This window comes from Streptomyces sp. NBC_00859, from assembly GCF_045161865.1.
In the GTDB taxonomy this organism is placed as follows: Bacteria; Actinomycetota; Actinomycetes; order Streptomycetales; family Streptomycetaceae; genus Streptomyces.
Map to the genome: position 1 here is coordinate 5,645,680 of NZ_CP108826.1, position 17,215 is coordinate 5,662,894.

The following is a 17,215-nucleotide window of genomic DNA, read 5'->3' on the forward strand; positions in this document are numbered from 1 at the left end:
CCAAGTGACCCGCCCGGTGGTGCATAAGTCCGATTGGTTCACCGTGCGGCATGAAAATGTGATCTAAGGCACAGCTCCAGTCCATGGCGCTCGCAGCTCCGAACGGTTTGTCGATAGCGCATGTGAGGCGATGTCGGCATCGGAGGCAGAAGCTGTGGTTCGTCGTGAAGGGGCTGGAGTGCCGACCGGGCGAAAGATCCGGCGACGCTCATTTCGAAGGCGGCGCGAATAGCCGCGCACGTATCGGGCCGGTCCACCGGATGAGCCCGCTACCGCCTGTTCCCCCCTCCGCAGCCGGCACTTGTACGCCCTCGTCGGCCGTCCGGCGTCCCCCCAGCCCGAGGTGAGTTGCGCGTGACCCATGCACAGATCGACGACAGCCGTGCCGACGGCAGCCGCGGAGTTGTCCTTCCGCTGACTGCCGCTCAGCGGGGGCTCTGGTTCGCGCAGAAACTCGACCCGGGCAATCCGTCGTACAACGTGGCGGAGTACGCGGCCATCCCCGGCAGGGTCGATGCCGTGCTCCTCCGGGAAGCCGTCCGGCACGTCGCCGACGAGACGGAGGCGATGCGGCTGACCTTCGGTGAGCGCGACGGAGTCCCCCACCAACGGGTCGGCCCGCACAGCGGTATCGAGGTCCCGCTGGTGGACCTCTCCGGTCACCCGGAGCCGGAGGGTGAAGCGCGGCGCCTGATGGCCGCCGACCTGGCGACCGCGGCCGACCCGGCCGAGGGGCCGCTGGTGCGGATGACGCTCTACCGGCTGGCCGACGACCGTCACTTCTTCCACCAGCAGGTGCATCACCTCGCCCTGGACGGCTACAGCGCGGTGCTCGCACTGGGCCGTATCGCCGACGCATACACGCACTTGGCCCAGCCGGACGCGGAACCCCCCGAGTCGCTGCCTGCGCCGCTGGGGCCGCTGATCGCCGAGGACCGGGACTACGAGTCGTCCGGACTCCGTTCAGCCGACAAGGAGTTCTGGTCCGGGTACCTCGACGGAGCCCCCGCTGCTGCGGGCCTCGCCGGGGAGGAGACGGCCACCCCCGGGCACGGGTTCCGCGCCGCGAGCGGGGAGATCGGCCCGGCCGGGGCCGAGCGGCTGCGCGTGGCTGCCCGTGCCTCCGGTGTCGCCTGGCCCACCTTCTTCATGGCAGCCGTGGCGGCCTACCTCCAGCGGAGCCGGGGCGTGCGCGAGGTCGTGCTCGGGCTACCGGTCACGGGCCGGCGGACCGCCGTGTCCCGTACGACGCCGGGCATGCTCTCCAACATCCTGCCGATGCGGCTGCCGGTGTCCCCGTCCGACCGGGTGAGCGACGTGGCGAAGCGCGCGTCGGCCGAGGCCCGCAAGGTGCTGCGGCACCAGCGCTACCCCGCCGAGGATCTCCGCCACGACCGCGGGCTCTCCGGCGTGGGCGGCCGTCTGGCCGGTCCCTCGGTCAATGTGCTGGCATTCGACGACACGCTCCGCTTCGGGCCGCACACGGCCACCCTGCACAACCTCTCCGTCGGCCCGGTCGACGACATGGTGGTGGCCGTGCACGCCTCGTACGGGGGCGGGGGGCTGCGGATCGATCTGCTGGGCAACCCCCGGCTGTACACCCAGCGGGAGCTGGAGGATCATCACGACCGCCTGCTGCGTCTGATCGGGCGCTTCACCGATGACCCCACCCGGCAGATCGGCACGCTGCGGACCGTCGGAGATCCGGAGCAGCGGCGCCTCATCGGCCTGGGCTCGGGGGACACCGCGGAGCCCGGCCCCGTCCCGGCCGCATCCGCCACCGGGACGCTGCCCGAGCAGTTCGCCGCTCGGGCCCGCGAGCGGCCGCAGGACACGGCTGTGGTCTCCGGTGCCGTCCAGCTGACCTTCGGCGCACTCGACGCACGGGTGAACGCCCTCGCCGCGCGGCTCACGGACAGTGGCGCGGGGCCGGGTACCCGGGTCGCGGTCGGACTCTCCCGTTCGGCGGAGCTGGTGGTCGCGATGCTGGCGGTCATGCGGACCGGCGCCGCCTATCTGCCGCTCGACCCGACCTATCCGGCCGACCGGCTCGCCTACATGATCGAGGACTCCCGCCCGGTCGCGCTGGTCGCGACGCGGGAGTCGGCGGACCGCACCGACCCGGCGGGCGTGCTGCCGCTGGTGGAGCCGGACCCGGTGGAACCCGCCGTACCGCTGCCCGCCCCGGCCCGCTCGACGCTGCCCGGACCGCGCGACCCCGCGTACGTCATCTACACCTCGGGCTCCACGGGCCGCCCCAAGGGGGTGGTCGTCGAACACCGTTCCCTGACCAACCTGCTGGCGCACCACCGCAGGGAGGCCCACACCCTGGCGGAACGCGCGCTCGGCCGCAGACTGCGGGTCGCCCTCACGGCCGCCACCTCGTTCGACGCGTCCTGGGACCCGGTCCTGTGGATGCTGGCCGGACACGAACTGCACGTCGTGGACGACGACACCCGCAGGGACCCCGAGGCGCTGGTCGCGTTCCTGGTGGACCGGCGTATCGACGCCATCGAGACCACGCCCAGCTACCTCCGCCAGATGATCACGGCCGGACTGCTCCGTTCTTCCGTGCACCGCCCCAGGGTCGTCGCGCTCGGCGGGGAAGCGGTCGATGACGAACTCTGGAGCCAACTCGCCTCTCACAAGGACCTGTTGGTCTTCAACTTCTATGGCCCCACCGAGACGACGGTCGACGCGGTCACCACCCGGATCTCCGGCGGCACCCCGACCATCGGCCGCCCGGTGTCCGGTGCGCTCGCCTACGTCCTGGACTCGGCGCTCCACCCGCTGCCCGTCGGAATGACCGGTGAGCTCTACCTCGCGGGTGAGGGTGTCGCCCGCGGCTACTCCGGCCGGCCCGGCCTGACGGCGGACCGCTTCCTGCCCGACCCGTTCGGCGCGCCCGGCAGCCGGATGTACCGCACCGGGGACCTGGCGAGCTGGAGCGACGACGGCACTCTGGAGTTCGCGGGCCGCAGCGATCAGCAGATCAAGGTGCGCGGTTACCGCGTCGAGACCGGCGAGATCGAGTCCGCGCTGCGCTCGCTGCCGGGAATCGACGGGGCGGCGGTCACGCTCTCCGCTCCCGAGGGCGGGGGAGTGGAGCGGCTCGCCGCCTACCTGGTGAGCCACGCGGACCCCGGCCCGGTCCTCTCCGAGGTGCGCGACGCGCTCGCGGACGTACTGCCCGAGCACATGGTGCCCACCGCCTATGCCGCCGTCGAACGGCTGCCGCTCACCCCGAACGGCAAGCTGGACGCCGCCCGGCTCCCGCACGCCGCACCCGTGGCGGGCCAGGCCGGCGGCGAACCGCGCACGCCCGACGAGGCCGCCATGTGCGTTCTCTTCGCGGAGTGCCTGGAACTGCCCCGGGCGGGCCGCGACGACAACTTCTTCGCGCTGGGCGGCCACTCCCTCCTCGCCACCCGGCTGATCAGCCGGGTGCGTGCGCACTTCGGTGCCGAGCTTCCGATCCGCTCGCTGTTCGAAGCGCCCACCCCGGCCGGTCTTGCCGCGCTGCTGGACACCGCGCACGGAGCGCGCCCCGCCGTGGCGCCCGCGGTGCCGCGACCCGGGCGGATTCCGCTGTCCTTCGGCCAGCAGCGGCTGTGGCTGCTGGAGCGGATGGGCGAGGGCGGCCGCGCCTACCACCTGCCGATCGCGCTGCGGCTGACCGGCTCGCTCGACCGGGACGCGCTGGCCGGTGCGCTGCACGACGTCGTGCGGCGGCACGAGAGCCTGCGCACCGTGTTCGCCGAGGACGCCGACGGGCCTCATCAGCGGGTCCTCGCCCCTGAGGACATCGGGGTCCCCCTGCTGACGCCGGGTGCGGCCACCGGGAACGGCCGCACCGGCTTCGCCCTGGACCGGGACATCCCGCTGCGGGCGGAGTTGACCGCCACCGGCGCCGACAGCTTTCTCCTGGTCCTGACGTTGCATCACATCGCCGCCGACGGCTGGTCGATGGGCCCGCTGCTCCGCGATCTGTCGGACGCCTACGCGGCGCGGTGCGACGGTACGGAGCCGGACTGGGCTCCGCTGCCGGTGCAGTACGCCGACTACGCGCTCTGGCAGCGCGCGCTGCTCGGCGACCCCGCCGACCCGCAGAGCCTGGCGGGAAGTCAGCTGGAGCACTGGTCAGCAGCCCTGGACGGACTGCCCGCCGAGATTTCCTTCCCGGCCGACCGCCCCCGCCCGGCGCGTCCCTCAGGGCGCGGTGCCACCGTTCCGCTGCGGATCGACGCCGCCACCCACCGGGCTCTCACCGAGCTGGCGGCGCACGACGGCGCGAGCAGCTTCATGGCGCTGCACACGGTGCTCGCCGCCCTGATGGCACGGCTGGGTGCCGGGGACGACATCGCGGTGGGCACCCCGGTCGCCGGCCGCACCGACGAGAGCCTCGCCGAACTGGTCGGGTTCTTCGTCAACACCCTCGTCCTGCGGACCGACACCTCGGGCTCGCCCGGCTTCCGCGAACTGCTGGGGCGTACCAGAGGCGCCGACCTGAGCGCCTACGCCCATCAGGACCTGCCCTTCGAGCGGCTGGTCGAAGAGCTCAACCCGCCGCGCACCCCGGCACGGCACCCGCTCTTCCAGGTCATGATCAGCCTCAACAACGCTCCGGCGCCGGTGGTGTCCCTGCCGGGACTCCGGGCCCGGCACGACGCGGCGGTCGGACGCACCGGCGCGAAGTTCGACCTGACCTGGGACCTGGCCGAGCAGTACGACTCGACCGGCGCGCCGGCCGGAATCAGCGGTGAACTGGAGTACAGCGAGGACCTCTTCGACCGCGAGAGCGCCGAACGCTTCGCGGACCACTACGCCCGCTTCCTGACCGCCCTGCTGCGCGACCCGGACCGGCCCGTCACCGACGTGGACTTCCTGACGGACGCCGAGCGCACGGCCGCACTCGGCGACCCGGTGGACGGAGCGGTGCCCGCACGGGACCGGGGCTCCGACCCCGAGGACACGTTCGGCACCGTCGTCGACGTGCTGACCACCCGGGCCGTCGTCACCCCCGGCCGCACAGCCGTGGTGGACGGCGGCGGCGCCCTCAGCTTCGGCGACCTGCGCGACCGTACGGAACAACTGGCCCTGCTGCTGCACGAGTCGGGCATCCGGCACGGAGACCGGGTCGCCGTCGCACTGCCGCGGACCGTGCTGCACATCGTGGCGCTGTTCGGAGTGCTGCGCGCCGGCGCGGTCTATGTGCCGCTCGACCCCTCGCACCCGCACGCCCGCAACCAGCTGATCCTGGACACCGCCGAACCCGCCCTGGTCCTCACGTCCGGCACGACGGCCGGTGACCTCCCCGAAACCGGTCACCCCAGGCTCCTCATCGGCGACCGCGTCCCGCAGCCCCGCACGGCCGGACCGGTGCCGCAGCCGCCCCGGCCCCGTGATGCCGCGTACGTGCTGTACACCTCGGGGTCCACCGGGCTCCCCAAGGGCGTAGTGGTCGAACACCGGGCGCTCGCCAGTCTGCTCGCCAGCCACCAGGAGCGGCTCATCGGGCCGGCGGAGCGCGCCAACAACGGACTCGCGCTGCGTGTCGCGCTCACCGCGGCAGCCACCTTCGACGCGTCGTGGGACCCGCTGCTGTGGATGGCCGCGGGGCATGAACTCCACCTGGTGGACGACGCGGCACGGCGCGACCCCGAAGCACTCACCGCGTATCTGCACAACCGCGCGATCGACGTATTGGAGACCACCCCCTCCTTCCTCGAACAGCTCCGCGCCTGCGGCCTGTTCGCACCGGGACGTGCCCGCCCGCGGGTGCTGGCCCTGGGCGGCGAAGCGGTCAACGAGGCGCTCTGGAACGACCTGGCGGAGCTGGAGGATGTCGCCGTCTGGAATCTGTACGGGCCCACCGAGACCACCGTCGACAGCGTCATGGGACAGATCACCGCCGGAACCCGGCCGCACATCGGACGGCCTGTCGACCGGATGCGCGCCAGGGTACTCGACGCCCGTCTGCGCCCCGCAGCGCCGGGCGTGACCGGTGAGCTGTATCTGTCCGGCGCCGGGGTCGCCCGTGGATACGAGAACCGGGCGGCTGCCACCGCCGCACGCTTCCTGCCCGATCCCTACGGCCGGCCCGGAGCGCGCATGTACCGGACCGGCGATCTGGTGCGCCGCTGTTCGGGATATCTGGAGTACGTCGGCCGGGCCGACGGCCAGGTCAAGGTCCGAGGATTCCGCGTCGAGACGGGTGAGGTCGAGGCGGCGCTCCTGCGGCACGCCGGGGTGGCCCAGGCCGCCGTGGCCGTGCGCCCCGACGCGTCCGGCGCGGGTCGGCTCGTGGCGTGGGCCGTCCCCTGCGACGGCCAGGACCTCTCACCGCGCACCCTGCGCACCTTCGTGGCCGGGCGGCTCCCGTCGTACATGGTGCCCTCCTCGGTCGTCCCCGTCGCGGGGTTGCCGCTGACCGTGCACGGCAAGGTCGACTTCGACTCCCTGCCGGACGGGGCAGCCGAGTGCGACGAGACGGCGGACCCGCCGCACTCGGCGCAGGAGGAGATCCTGTGCGCCCTGTTCGCCGAGACACTCGGACACACACGAGTGGCCCGCACCGCCGACTTCTTCGACCTCGGCGGTCACTCCCTGCTGGCCACCCGCCTCGTCGGCCGGATCCGCTCCGCCTTCGGCGTCGAACTTCCCGTCCGTACCCTCTTCGAGGCCACCACCCCCGCCGCACTGGCGGAGCGGCTCGGCGATGCCGGCGCCGCGCGGCCCGCGCTGCGCAGGGCGGCCCGCCCCGACCGGCTGCCGCTCTCACCGGCCCAGCAACGGCTGTGGTTCCTGCACCGCATGGACCCGGACGACGCCGCCTACCACATCCCCGTCGCCGTCCGGCTGACCGGAGCACTGGACCGCGAAGCCCTGCGCTGTGCGCTGGCCGACGTGGTGGCCCGGCACGAGAGCCTGCGCACCCTCATCCAGGAGACCGGCGGCGAGCCCCACCAGACCGTGCTGGCCCCCGGCGGCGCCCGCCCCGAACTCCCGGTGACGGCGGCCGACCGGACCGGGATCGAGGACGCACTCCGCGCGTCCTCGGTGCGGAGCTTCGACCTGGCGCATGAACTGCCCCTGCGGGCCGAGCTGTTCGCGCTCGCCGACGACCAGCACGTGCTGCTGCTGACGGTGCACCACATCGCCGCGGACGGCTGGTCGATGGGCCCGCTCGCCCAGGACCTGGCCGGTGCCTACAGCGCCCGGATGGCGGGCCGCGCCCCCGCCTGGACACCGCTCCCCGTGCAGTACGCCGACTACGCGCTGTGGCAGCGCGCCGTACTCGGCGCCGCCGATCGGTCCGACAGCCTCGCGGCGCGCCAGCTCGCCCACTGGCGCAAGCAGCTGGAATCGGCACCGGCGGAGATCGCGCTGCCTGCCGACCGGCCCCGGCCAGTACGTCCCAGTGGCCGGGGCGGCACCGTCGCCCTGCGGTTCTCGCCGGAGACCACCGAAGCGGTCTCCCGCCTCGCCCGCTCATCGGGCACCAGCACCTTCATGGTGCTGCACGCCGCGCTGACCGCCCTGCTGCACCGGGTCGGCGGGGGCGACGACATCGTGGTGGGGACACCGGTCGCCGGACGCACCGACGAGGCGCTGGACGGACTCGTCGGGTTCTTCGTCAACACCCTCGCCCTGCGTGTCCGCACCGAAGGCGCGCCCACCTTCCGGGAGCTGCTGGGGCGGGTGCGCGAGACCGATCTGGCGGCCTACGCCCATCAGGACATCCCCTTCGAGCGCCTCGTCGAAGAGCTCAAACCCGACCGCTCGCTCAGCAGGCACCCGCTCTTCCAGGTCATGCTCACACTCAACAACACGGCCCAGCCCCAGCTGGAACTCCCCGGCCTCCAGGCGCAAATGAGCGGAATCGGCACCGGGGGAGCCAAGTTCGACCTGTCCCTGAGCCTGACCGAGCAGCGCGAGGCCGGCGTCCACCGGCTCGAAGGAACCCTCGAGTTCAGCCGGGACCTCTTCGACACCGGGACCGCCCGCGACCTCGCGGACTGGTTCACCCGGCTCGTGGCGGACGCGGCCGCCGCACCGGACACCTCCGTCCGCGACCTCGCCCTGATCCCCGCCGCCGAGCAGACCCGGCTGACCGCCCTCGGCGAAGGGCGGCCCGCTCCGGACGGAGCCGGCACCGTACTCGACCGGTTCGCCAGGACCGTCGCCGCCGCGCGCACCAGCGACATCGCTGTCACCGCCCCCGACGGCAGCCTCTCCTTCACCGAGCTCGACTCCCGCTCCGACCGCATCGCGGCCCTCCTCACCGACAGCGGGGTACTCCCGGGCGAGCCGGTCGCCGTCCTGCTGCCCCGCTCCACCGACTCCCTCGCCACGCTCATCGGCGTACTCAAAGCGGGCGCCGTGCACGCGCCGGTGGACGAGAGCCTGCCCACGGCGCGCATCACCGCGATCCTCGACGACGCCCGGCCGCGCACCGTCGTCACCGTTGCGGACACCGAGGAGCGGATACCCGGGCAGTGGCCCCGGACGGTCCTCGACAGCGACCGGTCGGCGCGCGCCCTGGCCCTGCCCGCCCCGGCCCCCGCACACCGCCCCGCACCGGACGACCCCGCCTACCTGATCCACACCTCGGGTACGACGGGCCGCCCCAAGGGGGTGCTCGTCGCGCACCGCTCCCTGGCCAGCCTGCTGGAACACCACCGCGACCAGGTTTTCGCTCCTGCCGCGCGCGCGGCGGGCCGGCCTCGCCTGACCGCCGCGCTCACCGCGACGCTCTCCTTCGACGCGGCCTGGGACCCGGTGCTCTGGATGTTCGACGGGCACCGTCTGCACCTCGTGGACGACCTCACACGCCGTGACCCCGAAGCCCTGGTCGCGAGCGTGCGGGCGGACCGGCTCGACGTCCTGGAGACCACGCCCACCCATGCCCGGCAGCTCCTGGACAGCGGACTGCTCGCCGATGGAGCGCACCACCCCGCCGTGCTGATCCTGGGCGGCGAAGCCGTTCCGCAGGAACTCTGGGGCGAGCTGCGCTCCGCCCCCAGAACACAGTGCTGGAACTTCTACGGGCCGACCGAGGCCACCGTCGACACCCTGGAGACCCGGTTGACGGCAGCGGCCCGCCCGGTGCTCGGCGCACCCGTGACCGGTACCCGGGTCCACGTCCTGGACGACGCGCTGCGCCCCGCACCCGCCGGAATCGCCGGCGACCTCTACCTCGCGGGCGACAGCCTCGCCCTGGGGTACCTGGGCCGCCCGGCGGAAACCGCCCGCACATTCCTGCCCGACCCGTACGGGCCGCCCGGCAGCCGGATGTACCGCACCGGCGACCGGGCACGCCGTACCCGCGACGGTGAGCTGGAGTTCGCGGGACGCTCAGACAACCAGGCCAAGATCCGCGGCTTCCGCGTCGAACCGGACGAGATCGCCGCCGTACTCGCGGCGCACCCGCAGGTCGAGGCGGCGGCAGTGGCCGTGCACGGGGGTGATGGCGCCGGGGCCGCACTGGCCGCCTACGTGGTACCGGCGGACCGCGCCGCACCGGCCGACTCCGCTCTGCTCCGGGACCACGCGGCGCGCCAACTGCCCTCGTACATGGTGCCGTCCAGCTGGCTCACGCTGGACCGGCTGCCGCTGACCCCGAGCGGCAAGCTCGACCGTGGAGCGCTGCCGACGCCGACGCCGCGCATCCGGGACGGAGAGAGCGGCCGGGTGCCGCGCACCCCGCGCGAGGACGTGCTCTGCCAGCTCTTCGCCGAAGTGCTCGGACTCGACCAGGTCCTGATCGACGACGACTTCTTCGCGCTCGGCGGGCACTCCCTGCTGGCCACCCGCCTCATCGGCCGGATCCGGACGGCGCTCGGCGTGGAACTCGGCATCCGGGCCCTGTTCGAGGCCCCGACCCCGGCCGGGCTCGCGGAGCGGCTCGACAGCGCGGCCGGCAACCCGCTGGCCACCCTGCTGCCGCTGCGCACGGCGGGCAGCCTTCCCCCACTGTTCTGCGTCCACCCCGCGGGCGGCCTCGCCTGGTCGTACGCGGGCCTGCTGCCGCACCTGGACGAGGGCCGGCCGCTGTACGGACTCCAGACCCCGAACCTGGACGGTGAGGCCCCGTTCCCCGAAAGCATCGAGGCCATGGCCGCCGTCTACGTGACGGAGCTGCGGACGGTCCAGCCGCACGGCCCCTACCACCTGTTCGGCTGGTCCTTCGGCGGGAACGTCGTCCAGGAAGTCGCGGTCCAGCTCCAGGAGGCGGGGGAGCGCGTCGCCCTGCTCACCATCCTCGACGCGTTCCCGGTCGCGCCCCTCGACGACCTGGACAGCGCCGACCGGGACACCGTCTTCCGGGCACTGCTCGGGAACCTCGGCGTGGACGGCGCGGCGCTCGACGGGGCAGCCGCTGTGGACGCCACGACGGTACGCGACGAGTTCCGGCGCACCGGCAGTCCACTGGGGGCACTCGAACCGGCCACGATCGATCACATGGTGGACAACTTCGCGGGCCAGGCGCGGCTGATGCGGGTCTACACCCCCCGTACCTTCCACGGCCCCGCGCTCTTCTTCACCGCCGCGGAAGGCCGCCCCGCCGGCACCTTCGGCACGGACCTCTGGGCGCCGTACATCACAGGCCCGGTCGTGAACCACGACGTGGCCTGCGCCCACGCCCGGATGATGCAGCCCGCAGCCCGCGAGCAGATCGGAACCACGGTGGCCGCAGCCCTGCGCGCCACTCACCGCACCGCACAAGGAGACCTGCCATGACCAACCCCTTCGACGACCCGCAGACCCAGCACCGCGTCGTGGTCAACGACGAGGGACAGCACGCGCTCTGGCCCTCGTTCGCAGTGGTGCCCGCCGGGTGGGACGCGGTGTACGGACCCGCCGAGCACGGTGCCTGCCTGACCTACGTCGACCAGAACTGGACCGACCTGACACCGCGCAGCGCGCGTATCCCCGTCGGCTGACGCCGCGCGCCGGGGAAGCCCGGCCTGCGGGACCCGCGCGATACATCCGACGAGAGGCAGTTGATGACGGCTCAGCCGACGTCCCCAGCGATCCACGCGGAAGGGATCACCAAGAGATTCGGTGCCAAACAGGCCCTGGGGGGTGTCGATCTGGAGGCCCCCGCCGGGACCGTACTCGGCGTACTCGGTCCGAACGGGGCGGGCAAGACCACCATGGTCCGGATCCTGTCGACCCTGCTGAGACCGGACGCGGGGCATGCCCGGATAGCCGGGCGCGATGTGGTCGGGGACCCCGAGGGGGTGCGCCGCAGGCTCGGCCTCTCCGGCCAGTACGCCGCCGTGGACGAGAAACTCACCGGACGCGAGAACCTGTATCTGGTGGCCCGCCTCTACGGAATGCGCCGGGCCGCCGCACGGCGCCGGGCGGCCGAGCTCCTCGACGGTTTCCGCCTCGAGGAGGCGGCCGACCGGCCGAGCGGAACGTACTCCGGCGGCATGCGCCGGCGCCTCGACCTGGCGGGCGCCCTGGTGGCCCGGCCGCCGGTGGTCGTCCTGGACGAGCCCACCACCGGGCTCGACCCCCGTGGCCGGGCCGACACCTGGCACTCCATCCGGGAACTGGTCGGGGCGGGCACCACCGTGCTGCTCACCACCCAGTACCTCGAAGAGGCCGACCAACTGGCCGACAGCATCCTGGTCATCGACCGGGGCACCGCCATCGCACGCGGCTCGGCTGCCCAACTCAAGGCGGCGGTCGGCGGCGAACGCCTCGCGCTGACCGTCACCGACCCGGACGCCAGATCACAGGCGTACGTGATACTCGATTCGCTCGGCGCCCATGAACCCGAACTGGACCGGCGCACCGGCCGGTTCACGGTCACGACCGATTACGGGGCGCAGACCCTGGAGTACGCGCTGGGGTGTCTGCGGCTCGCTTGCATCGGGGTGCAGGACGTGGAACTGGCACCGCCGACCCTCGACGACGTCTTTCTCGCGCTGACCGGCGGCCCGTCGCGCGAGGCCGCCGGGGGCGGCGCGCGGACCGCGCGGGCGGATCCGACGGCTGGCGGCGGGCCGGCGACCGAGCCGATGGCCGCGGTCGTACCCGCCGGGGGAGTACCCGGCCGGGCAACAGATGAGGAGCAGCCGTGGCAGCGTTGAACCGGGTGGCGCGCGACGCCACGATCATCGCCTGGCGCAATCTGCTCAACCTGCGCCGGACACCGGGGTCGGTGATCGCCGCACTGGTCCAGCCGGTGATGTTCGTCCTGCTGCTGGCCTATGTGTTCGGCGGGAGCCTCGGAGGCGCGCACTACCGCACCTTCCTGATGGGCGGGATCTTCGCGCAGGCCGTCACCTTCAACGCGGCCTTCACCGCGCTCGGACTCGCCCACGACATGGACAAGGGCATCATCGACCGGTTCCGCTCGCTGCCGATGCCCAGAATGGCGGTGATCCTGGGCCGTACCCTGTCCGACCTGACCATGAGCGTCGTCACGCTCACCGTCACCTCGCTCTGCGGCCTGCTCGTCGGATGGCGCATCGCCAACTCGGTCGGCGAGGCGGCTCTCGCCTATCTGCTCGTGCTGCTCTTCGCGTTCGCCATGTCCTGGGTCGGCGCCACCATCGGGCTGATGGCCCGCAGCGTGGAGGTGGCACAGAGCGCCGGGCTGATCTGGCTCTTCCCGGTGACCTTCATTTCGTCGGCCTTCGTCTCCACGGACACCATGCCGGGGCCGCTCAGGACCGTCGCGGAGTGGAATCCGGTGTCGGCTACCGCCACAGCGGTCCGCGCGCTCTTCGGCAACCCGCCGCCGGGCGGACTGCCGGCGGACGGAGCGTGGCCGGTCGTGCACGCGCTGCCGTACGCGCTGCTGTGCGCCTGCGCGATCACCGGCGCCTTCATGGCGCTGGCACTGCGGCGCTTCCACCGGATCACGCTGCGCTGACCACGACTTCCGTGGGCAGGATTCCGACGCCGGCCGATGGGGGGCTGTTCAGGCAGCGGCCTTCTCATGCTCCCACCGCCGCACCTCGTGGGAGGAGCCGACCGAGTGGAGCGGCGTGACATCCGCTCGCACAAACAGGTTCAGTTCCCGCCGCCTGGGGTTGCTGTGGTGGGAAGAACGCGACGGCCTCACTACCGGGGGCGATTGATGCGGCCTGCGCACCGGGCGCTACCGCCCGGCACTGGGCCGCACGGTCATGCGGAGCCTTTCAGCGTGGCGAGGGCTGTGCGGGCCTCGGTCGCGTACAGCGGGCTGAAGTGGGGGTTGATGACCAGGGCCCGGGTCAGGTCCTTGCGAGCCGCTGCGCTGTCGCCGAGCGCCTTTTCGATCATCCCCCGGTGGTAGTGGAAGAGGGCGTTGCGCATTCCGGGTGCGAGTGCCTGGTTGGCTTCACCAAGTGCTTCCTGGTCGCGGCCGTTGGCGTGCAGGGCCCAGGCGAGTGCGTCGTGAGTCTCGAGGAAGGGGCGGGTGCGGAGGCCTTTGCGGGCGATGGCCAGGGCTTGCTCCGGGTTGCCGTGGTCGGCTTCGAAGAGCGCCGCGTCGGAGTCGAGGGCGACGCCGTTGGTGGTGAAGAGCTGCTGCTCGGCGCGGAAGATCCGGTACTGCTCATCGGCTTGCTTGGTGCGCCCCAGGGACTGGTAGAGCTCGCCGAGTTGGAGGATGTACTCGGGTTGGGGTACGCGCTGTACCGCCCGGCTGAGGTCGGCGATGGCCGCGCCGGTCTTCCCGAGCGCGGCTTCGGCCCTCGCTTTCGCCTGGAACAGGGCGGTGTAGGAGGGCGCGACCCGCAGCCCCGCTGCGGCCTCCTTCAGCTCGGTGGCCGGGTCCCCGTTGTTGAAGGCGAGTTCGCCCAGGTAGTAGTGGGCGAACGCCTGGTCCGCCGGGCCCGCCGAGTCGTTCAGGGCCCGCCGCATGTCGGTCCTGGCCGTGGGGACGTCTCCCCGCAGCTCCGCCACGTAGGACGCACGGGACAGGGAGGGCGCTCCGGGCTTGAGGTCGACCATCCGCTGGGTCGCGTGGGCTGCCTCGGAGTAGCGGCCGAGCTGGGTGTAGGCGTCGGCGAGCGTCCCGTACAGAGGGGAGCTGTACGGATTGACCGCGACGGCTTGTTCGGCCCAGTCCAGCGCCTGGGTGAAGCGGTGGCGGCCGGCCTCCAGTGCGGCCATCCCGCCCATGGCGGTGAAGTTGTCCTTCCTCTGGCTCGCCAGTGAGCGTTTGAGGACGCCTTCGGCCTTGGGGTAATAGGTCGGGTCGGCCGTGGATTTGGCCTGCTGGACGTAGTCCAGTCCGAGAGTGGCCAGGGCCACTGCGTCTTGCGGGCTCGTGCGGAGGTGGCGTTGAAGTCCGGTGATGTCCGCCGCCAGCGGGTCGGCGCCGGCGGCGGGGCCGCTCGCGGTGCTGGACGACCCCGTGCTCCGGTCGCTCTGCGTTTCGTTCCAGGGGGCGAGTGCCAGTCCGCCGCCGAGGAAGAGTCCCACGCCGAGGACGGTGGCAGTACCTGCTGCCAGGAGGGTGCGGCGGCGCGAGGGGTGTCGGGGGTCGGACGTGTTCAATTCCCGCTCCGGGTGGGGGTGGTGTGGCTCGGTGTGGAGAGAGCGGCGAAGACGACCACGTTGTCGCGGTATCCGCCGTGGTCCCGGTCGTAGGTGCCACCGCAGGTGATCAGCCGCAGTGCCGGTGCTCCGGTGGTGACGTAGACCTGGTCGTCCGGGAAGTCGTTCTTGTCGTACTGGCGCAGGGCCCGGACGGTGAATGTGACGTGGGAGTGGTCGGCGCGGTCGACGGTTATCTCGTCACCGGGGCGCAGAGCGGAGATGTTGTAGAACGCGGCGGGGCCGGTCGCCGAATCGACATGGCCGACGAACACCGCTGCTCCTGGGTCGCCGGGGCGGGGGCCGTCGCTCCACCAGCCGACCTGGCCGGGATCCTCGGGGGCGTCGAGGTGTCCGTCCTGGCCCACGTCGAGACCGGTGAGGGAGTGGTCCAGGCTGATGCCCGGTATTCGTATGCGCTCGGGAACCGACGCGGGCGACGCGGGTGAGGCCGGTGCGGTCTGCGGCATCGGGAGGGCCCCGATGTCGGCCGCGGTGCGGTGGGGTGCCGGCCGGGCGCCGACGAGCGCGGAGGTGCCGGCGCCGGCCAGGCCCATGCCGGCGGCGACAGCGATGGCCGCGACCAGCCGCCGGGGGCGGACCGGGTGGAAGCGGCGGACGCGCCGCGGCCGCCCGCCCTCCGGAGAGGAGGACGGGCGGCCCGGTGCGGCGGGGGTGCTCACATGCGGCTCGCACGCCGGCGGCGCAGGACCAGCGCTCCGGCCACTGCCAGCATGGCGCCACCGGTCAGAGCCGTCACGGCTACGACGGGGAAGCCGCCCGTGAGCGCGGTGCCGCCCAGGCCTGCTCCGACGCCACCGTCGGGGTGGAGGGAGTCGGCCTGGTTGACGGCTGCCGTGTTGGGGAGCGCCACGTACGGGAAGGAGGAAGTCGGCTGACGGTACGGGGCGTTGACGGCGTCACCGGCGGCGAGCGCCGGCACGATCTTTCCGGTCTGAGCGGCGCCTTCCAGGGCCTGGAGCTCGATGTCGACGACGTCGTCGTTCAGCCGGCGGCCGTTGGGGAAGCCGGCCAGGTCCTTGCCGAGAACGCCGAGCCGGTTGGGGTCGGCCGAGGTGGGCACTGCCATGTTCAGCCGCAGTTCCTCGGACGGCACGAACCCGCTCTTCTTCACATCGGCGTTCAACTGCTGCGAGTTCAGGTCGGCCTGGATGGGGCCGCACGCCTTGCAGATGCCGGAGAGGAAGATCTCGGACAGGTCCTTGCGGGGCGTCGCGGGGGCGGGGACGCCGTAGATGTTCTGGATGAGCTTGGGCACGATCGGATCGAGGACCGCGTTGACCACCGGTGTGACCGTGTGGTCGACGTCAGGGGCGATCGAGTTGAACGCGTCCTTGTACTTCAGCGGCACGACCACCTCGTTGACCAGGGGGTTGCCGAGCCGCGAGACCTGATGCCAGTCCGCCCGCATGCTGGGTCCGCCCTTGGCGGATGCGGGCTCGCTGCCCTTGGTCTGCCCGCTGTCGGCTTCCTGGTCCGCGACCGCCGCGCCCTTTCGGTCGGTGGTGGACCACACACCGATGACGGGGTTGCGGGTGGCGTCGCCGTTGAGCGCCAGGTCCTTCTTCGGGACCTGCAGAGCAATGGTGTTGACGTTGTACCCGGCGAGCGTGTTGTGGCCGCTCTCCTTGAGGTTCCCGCCGTACAGCAGGTCGAAGACCCGCAGGTCGAGGAAGAACGGGTCGGACGCCTGCCCGGCGTAGGTCAGGCCGCCGTTCGGCAGTGACCTGGTGGCCTGCTTGCGCAGGGACGCGTAGTCCGGCATCGAGGCCTTGCCCACGTTCGAGGGGGCCGCGGGCGCGTCCTTGAGGAGCGTCTTGGTGTGACCCCCGGCGTCGGTGGCGGTCAGCGTGTAGGTCTGGCGGAAGTTCAGGGTCTCGTCGTCGAGGGTCTTCACGACGCCCGTGTTGTACAGGAACTGATTCGCGGAGTCGCGGATGTGGTCGGTGAACGCCCAGGTGTACGTGGTGTCGGGCTTGCCGTTCCCGTCGCTGTCGATCTTGATGTTGTAGCGAGCGTCATTGGCGAACGGGTAGAAGTTCGGGCCGCCGTTGGGCTCCTCGAACGGGATCCAGTTCGCCACCAGCGTCACCGTGTCCGCGTTGTCCGGGCTGGTGAAGGCGTACACGTCGGTGTTGTCCGCCTTCGGGTCGCCCGCGGTCAGCGGAGCCTCACGGTGGCTGGACGCGGAACTGACGCCGGGCGCCAGTCCCGCCACGGTGCCGGCTGTGACCAGAGCGAGTATGCCGACGGACGCGAGTACGCCCTCGGCACGGCGGACCGTAGGCCTTCGGAGAGGCAGACGGAAGGGCTGCATGATTGATCCGTTTCCGGTGGAGCCGTGCCTCCGGTGACGGGGGTCGCGGCAGCGTGCGGGAGGATGCTCGAAACCCCACACGGACCACCTCGGGCGAGCCCGACTCGGCGCCGGCCGCTCAGTAAATGTGTCCGCAATGCGGCTTAAGCTATGAATAAATCACCATGGATGGCGCCGGGCCGCCACGCTCGGGAGCCGAACGGGGGCAGTCCGAAGCCCAAATGGACCCAGTTCGCTGCCGATGCCACGGGAGCGGGGCGGGGATGGGGTTATCGGCGCTCGTCCTGCGCACGCAGAGCCAGGCCCGGCTTCCTTATTGCGAGTCTTGCG

At 72.2% G+C, this 17,215-nt stretch carries 7 protein-coding genes; 4 read left to right on the plus strand and 3 right to left on the minus strand.

Annotated features, from left to right (window positions below; genetic code table 11):
* The first annotated feature begins 369 nt into the window (after positions 1 to 369).
* The 4 genes from OG584_RS24730 (at position 370) to OG584_RS24745 (ending at position 12,895) form a co-directional block, all read left to right on the plus strand.
* On the plus strand, positions 370 to 10,743 hold the full coding sequence (locus tag OG584_RS24730; RefSeq protein WP_405784261.1) for an amino acid adenylation domain-containing protein: 10,374 nt from the start codon (positions 370 to 372) through the stop codon (positions 10,741 to 10,743).
* Positions 10,740 to 10,946 (plus strand): MbtH family protein, encoded by a 207-nt coding sequence (locus tag OG584_RS24735; protein ID WP_405781006.1) that lies wholly within the window; start codon positions 10,740 to 10,742, stop codon positions 10,944 to 10,946. Before OG584_RS24730 ends, OG584_RS24735 begins: the two co-directional genes overlap by 4 nt.
* A gap of 63 nt (positions 10,947 to 11,009) precedes the next feature.
* Complete coding sequence (locus OG584_RS24740) at positions 11,010 to 12,107, plus strand: ATP-binding cassette domain-containing protein (protein WP_405781007.1); 1,098 nt, start codon at positions 11,010 to 11,012, stop codon at positions 12,105 to 12,107.
* Positions 12,095 to 12,895: an ABC transporter permease gene (locus OG584_RS24745; protein WP_405781008.1), complete on the plus strand. Its 801-nt coding sequence runs from the start codon at positions 12,095 to 12,097 to the stop codon at positions 12,893 to 12,895. Before OG584_RS24740 ends, OG584_RS24745 begins: the two co-directional genes overlap by 13 nt.
* Positions 12,896 to 13,149: 254 nt before the next feature.
* Here OG584_RS24745 and OG584_RS24750 read toward each other — a convergent pair whose 3' ends face one another.
* From OG584_RS24750 to OG584_RS24760, 3 genes are read right to left on the minus strand one after another with little or no spacing between them, the layout of a single operon-like run.
* A complete protein-coding gene (locus OG584_RS24750; RefSeq protein WP_405781010.1) occupies positions 13,150 to 14,508 on the minus strand; it encodes a tetratricopeptide repeat protein in 1,359 nt (452 codons plus the stop codon).
* Positions 14,505 to 15,230: a class F sortase gene (locus OG584_RS24755; RefSeq protein WP_405781012.1), complete on the minus strand. Its 726-nt coding sequence runs from the start codon at positions 15,228 to 15,230 to the stop codon at positions 14,505 to 14,507. The genes OG584_RS24750 and OG584_RS24755 overlap by 4 nt, the downstream gene beginning before the upstream one ends.
* On the minus strand, positions 15,227 to 16,885 hold the full coding sequence (locus OG584_RS24760; RefSeq protein WP_405781013.1) for a DUF4331 domain-containing protein: 1,659 nt from the start codon (positions 16,883 to 16,885) through the stop codon (positions 15,227 to 15,229). Before OG584_RS24760 ends, OG584_RS24755 begins: the two co-directional genes overlap by 4 nt.
* Between the last annotated feature and the right edge of the window lie 330 nt (positions 16,886 to 17,215).